Annotated in this window: 4 protein-coding genes; 1 reads left to right on the top strand and 3 read right to left on the bottom strand. The window is 62.7% G+C overall.

Annotation, left to right across the window (positions count from 1 at the left end; translation table 11 throughout):
* The 3 genes from VK519_RS15670 to VK519_RS15660 form a co-directional block, all read right to left on the bottom strand.
* Window positions 1-657, bottom strand: a 657-nt coding sequence (locus tag VK519_RS15670) for a TSCPD domain-containing protein (protein WP_324351288.1), incomplete at its 3' end; no start/stop codon positions are given.
* 72 nt (window positions 658-729) lie between these two features.
* Window positions 730-1,437: a hypothetical protein gene (locus VK519_RS15665; protein WP_324351286.1), complete on the bottom strand. Its 708-nt coding sequence runs from the start codon at window positions 1,435-1,437 to the stop codon at window positions 730-732.
* A gap of 32 nt (window positions 1,438-1,469) precedes the next feature.
* Entirely contained in the window at window positions 1,470-4,631 is a 3,162-nt protein-coding gene (locus tag VK519_RS15660) for a ribonucleotide reductase barrel domain-containing protein (RefSeq protein ID WP_324351285.1), read from the bottom strand.
* 365 nt (window positions 4,632-4,996) lie between these two features.
* Here VK519_RS15660 and VK519_RS15655 point away from each other — a divergent pair.
* Window positions 4,997-5,422 (top strand): trypsin-like peptidase domain-containing protein (locus VK519_RS15655; protein WP_324351284.1); only part of this gene is annotated, 426 nt, incomplete at its 3' end.

Raw genomic sequence — 5,422 nt, 5'->3', positions numbered from 1 at the left:
CCCAGGCGGAAACCCACTAGCCGTCTCATTCGGCAGCGGCGCAAACGTCCCCGTAGCCAGCGTCACCGCATCAGCCTTCTTCTTCGCAGCGCCTTCGTAGGCAGCACGCTTCTCAGCGATCAACCGGCGCGTCGCCTCGTCCATCTCCGGGTCGTGGATCAACCCGATGCTCTTCATATGCTGCTCGATCACCGCGCCGATCTCGGCCACGATACTGGGCATGTAGATGCCGCCGGCCTTGAAGTAGCCGCCCTTCGGGTCGAACACGGCCTTGAGCTCTTCCACGATGAACGTCACGTCGCCGCCCTTGCGGAACACGGCTGACAGGATTCGGGTAAGCGCCACGATCCACTGGAAGTGGTCCATGTTCTTCGAGTTGATGAACACCTCGAAGGGGCGGCGCTGTTCGTGCGCGGTGCCGGCGTTCAGCACGATGTCGTTGACGGTCACGTACAGGGCGTGTTCCACCAACGGGGATTTGATTTTGTAGGTGCTGCCGATCAGCGTCTCCGGGCGCTCAACGCTTTCATGCATCTGGATCACTTCGGCCATCGGCGGGTCGATCTTCGCGCTGGCGACCGGCGCCGAAGCGGCGACCTTGTCTTCCGGCTTTACGACCTGGTAGCCCTTGATCTTCTTGTCGATTTTGATGGCCATCGCTTTCTCTTTTCTTGTTCTCGGAATGAATTCCGGCCCGGCGACGGATCGCCGGGCCGGAATGGGTACTACTTACTTGCGACGAGCGGCCTTACGCGCGGTCGTCTTCTTGCTGGCAGTGGACCTCTTGACCGCAGCTCCGGCGGCTTTCTTCGCGGCGGTCTTCCTCACCGTCTTCTTGGGGGCAACCTTCTTGGCAACCTTCTTGGCGACCTTGCGGCCTGCCTTCTTCACAGCCTTTACCGCCTTGCGGGCGGCACCGGCTACCTTGCGAGCGACCTTACGCGCGCCCTTCTTGACCGAAGCCTTGCGGCTGGCCTTCTTGGCGGCCCGCTTCGGGGCAGCCTTCTTCACCGCAGCCTTCTTCGCCGACTTGCGGGCGACCTTCTTGGTGGCGGCTTTCTTGGCAACCTTCTTCACGGCCTTGCGGGCCGTCTTCTTCACGGCCTTCTTGGCCTTGGCCTTCTTCGGAGCGGCCTTCTTGGCAGCGGCTTTCTTGCCCGCAGCCTTCTTGACCGACTTCTTGACCGACTTCTTGGCGGCAGCCTTCTTGGGGGCGGCCTTCTTCGCGGCAGCCTTCTTCGAAGCCTTCTTTACCGACTTCTTGGCAGCGGCCTTCTTGGCCGGGGCCTTCTTTGCAGCTTTCTTGGTGGCCTTGCGGGCAGTCTTGCGAGTGATGACGGAACCCGGGACAGGCGTTACGTCGGTGGCACCGTTGTCATTGGCAGTGGGGTCGACATCCAGGTTACCCGGGACGCTGATTTGATCGATGTTGGACATACTTTTGTACCCTCTCCGGTTTTTTTATCGGGTCAGAACTTGCCGTAATACCCTTCCTTCAAGGCATCAAACAGGTTGGCGGCGGAGTGCATTTCGCCGTCATATTCCACCTGCTCATTGCCTTTCAGTTCGACAACGCTACCGTCTTCCAACTCAAACCGGTAGAGGGTGCTCTCAAGATCACTTTCCTTGACCAGTACACCCTGGAATGCAGCGGGGTTGAAACGGAAGGTGGTGCAACCCTTCAAACCCTGCTTATACGCGTAAAAATAGATGTCTTTGAAGTCTTCGTACGGGTAGTCCGTGGGTACGTTGGCCGTCTTGGAAATAGATGAATCAATCCATTTCTGGCTGGCGGCCTGGATGTCCACGTGCTCTTTCGGGCTGATGTCGTCGGCCGAAACGAAGTATTCGGGCAGCTTGGACTTCGGATCTTCGGAGAACGGAAGGGCGTCGGCGTTGATCAGCGCGCGGTAGGCCAGCAGCTCGTAGCTGTAGACCTCGACCTTCTCCTTGCTCTTCTTGCCCTCGCGGATCACGTTGCGCGAATAGTGGTGGGCGAAGCTGGGTTCGATGCCGTTGGAGGCGTTGTTGGCCAGGCTAAGGCTGATGGTGCCGGTGGGGGCGATCGAGCTGTGGTGGGTGAAGCGGGCGCCGGTTTCGGCGAGCTTCGCCACCAGTTCCGGGGCAACTTCGGCCACGCGCTGCATGTAGCGGGAATACTTCGCGTGCAGCACGCTGCCGCGGATCTTCTGGCCCACTTTGTAGCCGTCTTTCACCATCTCCGGGCGCTTGCGCAGCATCTCAGCGGTAACCTCGAACTCCTCCGCCAGGATGGGCGCCGGGCCCTTCTCCTTGGCCAGGTCCAGCGCCATTTCCCAGCCGGCCACGGCCATTTCGCGGGAAACGTCCTCGGTGAAGGTCACGGCATCCGCGGTGCCGTAGCGCATCTTCAGCATGGTCAGGGTGGAGCCGAGCCCCAGGAAGCCCATGCCGTGGCGACGCTTGGATACGATCTCGTGGCGCTGCTTTTCCAGCGGCAGCCCGTTGATCTCCACCACGTTGTCCAGCATGCGGGTGAAAACCTTCACCACTTCACGGTATTCGTCCCAGTCGAACCGGGCCTTGGGGCCGAACGGGTCGCGGACGAAGGTGGTGAGGTTGATCGAGCCCAGCAGGCAGCTGCCGTAGGGCGGCAGGGGCTGCTCGCCGCAGTTGTGGGCGTGCAGGCCGTTGGCGTCGAAGGTGTTGATGCCGGGGACCTGCACGTCGTAGACGGCTTCCTCGCCATCGGGGGTGATGGAGGCGATGGTGGCGGTGAAGCGTTCGGCCGGGGCGTTGTAGAGCGTGTCAACGACCAATCGGTCCAGGCGGTCCTGCAGCTCGACGCTGCCGAAGCTGACGCTGGCGCTGAAGGCCTCGACGTTGCTGCCGCGGAGCGTGACCGTGGCGGCGTCCACCACCGATGCCACGCCAAGGCGAAGCAGCATACGCTGAACGGTTGCGGCCTGGGCGGCGCTGCGCGCCTGCAGCACTACGCGGTCGGACAGCACCGAACCCGATACGTCGAACAGGCCGCTCAGGAAACCGCGGTAGAAGGCGCTGGAAGTCTTCTCGACGTTGGCACCCCATGCGGCGGCGCCAGCTTCCAGGCCAAGGGTATTGGCGAGGGAACCCATGGAAGGAAGCTGCAGGACATTGGCATAGCCGTGATCTGCATCGGCCAGGCCCAGGGTCTGGGCGGCGTCGAAGGCGGCATCCTGCAAGGCCCAAACGCCGAAGGACGTATCCTTACCGTTCACCGTCTTCGCAGGTACCTGGAAGGACAGCTTCGAGCGCGCGGCGCTCAGGCCATCGCTGGCCACGAGCAGGCCAAGCAGGTAACCCTCCTCCCGCACGTGCGCGCCCGTCCAATGCGTATTGGACGTGTGGTTGTTCAGGAGTACCTGGTCGCCAGCCTTCAGTTCACCGGCCGCGCACCATTCGGTGCCCTGGATACCCGCAGCGAAGGCGTTCGTGACCTTGCGCACCCGATGGTCGGCCGTGAGCCGCAGCGCATGCCCTTCCTTCGTCGCCAGCTTCACCACCGCCTTGTGCGCGGTAAGGAAGAAGCCCTCGGGGCCGGTGAGGTGGTCCTTGCCGTCCACGCGTGCCTGGAACGGGGTGCCGATCAGATCGGCGACCTGCTTCGGGCCCTCGGCCGTCTGCACCCAGGTGTCGGCGGTGACGCAGGGGTTGGTAGCGCGGATGTGCTCGCACCACCAGTTGTTGTTCATCTCGTTGACGCGGTCGATAAGGATGAAACCGGGCTCGGCGAAGTCGTACGTGGACACCATGATCATGTCCCACAGGTGCCGCGCGCGGATGTGGCCGTAGATCTTGCAGGCCACCAGGCCGTCTTCGCGGGCCACGTAGTTCACCGTGGTGGGCCACTCGCGCCACACCACCTGGGTGGGGTCCTGCAGGTTTACTTCGTGCTCTTCCTTCACGTGCACCGGGAACACCAGCGGCCAGTCGGCGTCGTCGGCCACGGCGTCCATGAAGCCGTCGGTGATCAGCAGCGACAGGTTGAACTGGCGCAGGCGGCCATCCTCGCGCTTGGCGCGGATGAATTCCTTGGCATCGGGATGGCTGATGTCGAACGTGCCCATCTGCGCGCCGCGGCGACCGCCGGCGGACGACACGGTGAAGCACATCTTGTCGTAGATATCCATGAAGCTGAGCGGGCCCGACGTATGCGCGCCGGCGCCGCTCACGTACGCCCCGCGCGGACGCAGGGTGGAGAATTCGTAGCCGATGCCGCAGCCGGCCTTAAGCGTAAGGCCCGCCTCGTGCACCTTCTCCAGGATGTCATCCATGGAGTCGGTGATGGTGCCGCTGACGGTGCAGTTGATGGTGCTGGTGGCAGGCTTGTGCGCCAGCGCGCCTGCGTTGGACGTAATGCGGCCGGCGGGGATGGCACCGCGGCGCAGCGCCCACAGGAAACGCTCGTTCCAGGTGGCGCGCAGTTCTTCCGTCGCTTCCACGTCGGACAGTGCCTTGGCTACGCGCTGGTAGGTGCCGTCTACATCCGCATCTACCGGTTCGCCGGACTTGGCCTTAAGGCGGTACTTCTTGTCCCAGATGTCGTGCGAGGCCGGCTGCAGCGGTATGGCCGAATCATGCGCGGCGGCTTGCGCGCGGACGATACTCATCGTTGAACGTTCCTTTTTTTTCATCGGCCTCTATGGGCCTGTTGTCGTCATGCACCGGAAAGAGCAGGGTCGCCTGCCCTCCCCCCGGAAGGCCACGGTGCTGCGTTCGTGCGGTGGGTACCTGGCGCTCTTCCGTTGCCCCCAACTTCCAGCTGCCAGAGTACTTGAGTTTTCTGTCCTATCTACTTGATCTAGGTGCGGCCGGAAGGCGCAAACACAAGATGTTGTGGTCGGACAGGAGGTGAAGTTACCCCCGGCGGGGGCGGAAGTAAAGCCCAATTTTTGTCTCAACGGGGCTGGGAACCTGGGCGGTTCGGCCATAGTCCAAGGGCGGTGGATCAACACATTTGTGAAGGAGCGTTGGTATGTGGGTTTCTGGCCTGCGTCGGTGGTTGCCATTGGGTTTGTTGTCGCTGGCGCTGGGGTGTAGCGCACCGCCGTCAGACGCCGCCATTCCGCCTGTGGTGGAAGGCCAGCCGGTGCCCTCGCTGGCGCCGATGCTGTCGAAGGTGACGCCGGCGGTGGTGAATATCAGTACCAAGACGCGCGTGCGGTCTGCCAATGCGTATTTTGACGACCCGGTGTTTCGCCAGTTTTTCGGCCTGCAGGGCACGCCGCGCGAGCGCGTGGAGCAGAGCCTGGGCTCAGGCGTGGTGGTGGATGCCGCCAAGGGTTATGTGCTCACCAACAACCACGTGGTTGGCGGCGCGGACGATATCCAGGTGACCTTGCAGGATGGACGTTCGTTTACCGGACGGCTGGTGGGGTCCGATCCTGACACCGATGTGGCG

It is taken from the genome of Pinirhizobacter sp. (genome assembly GCF_035317885.1).
In the GTDB taxonomy this organism is placed as follows: domain Bacteria; phylum Pseudomonadota; class Gammaproteobacteria; order Xanthomonadales; family Rhodanobacteraceae; genus Pinirhizobacter.
This window is presented reverse-complemented; position numbering and strand designations above follow the sequence as displayed.

What these genes read in the sequence shown, in the direction of transcription:
- VK519_RS15660 (WP_324351285.1), bottom strand. Translation starts at nt 4,631, where the DNA reads ATGAGTATCGTCCGCGCGCAAGCCGCCGCGCATGATTCGGCCATACCG.
- VK519_RS15665 (WP_324351286.1), bottom strand. Translation starts at nt 1,437, where the DNA reads ATGTCCAACATCGATCAAATCAGCGTCCCGGGTAACCTGGATGTCGAC.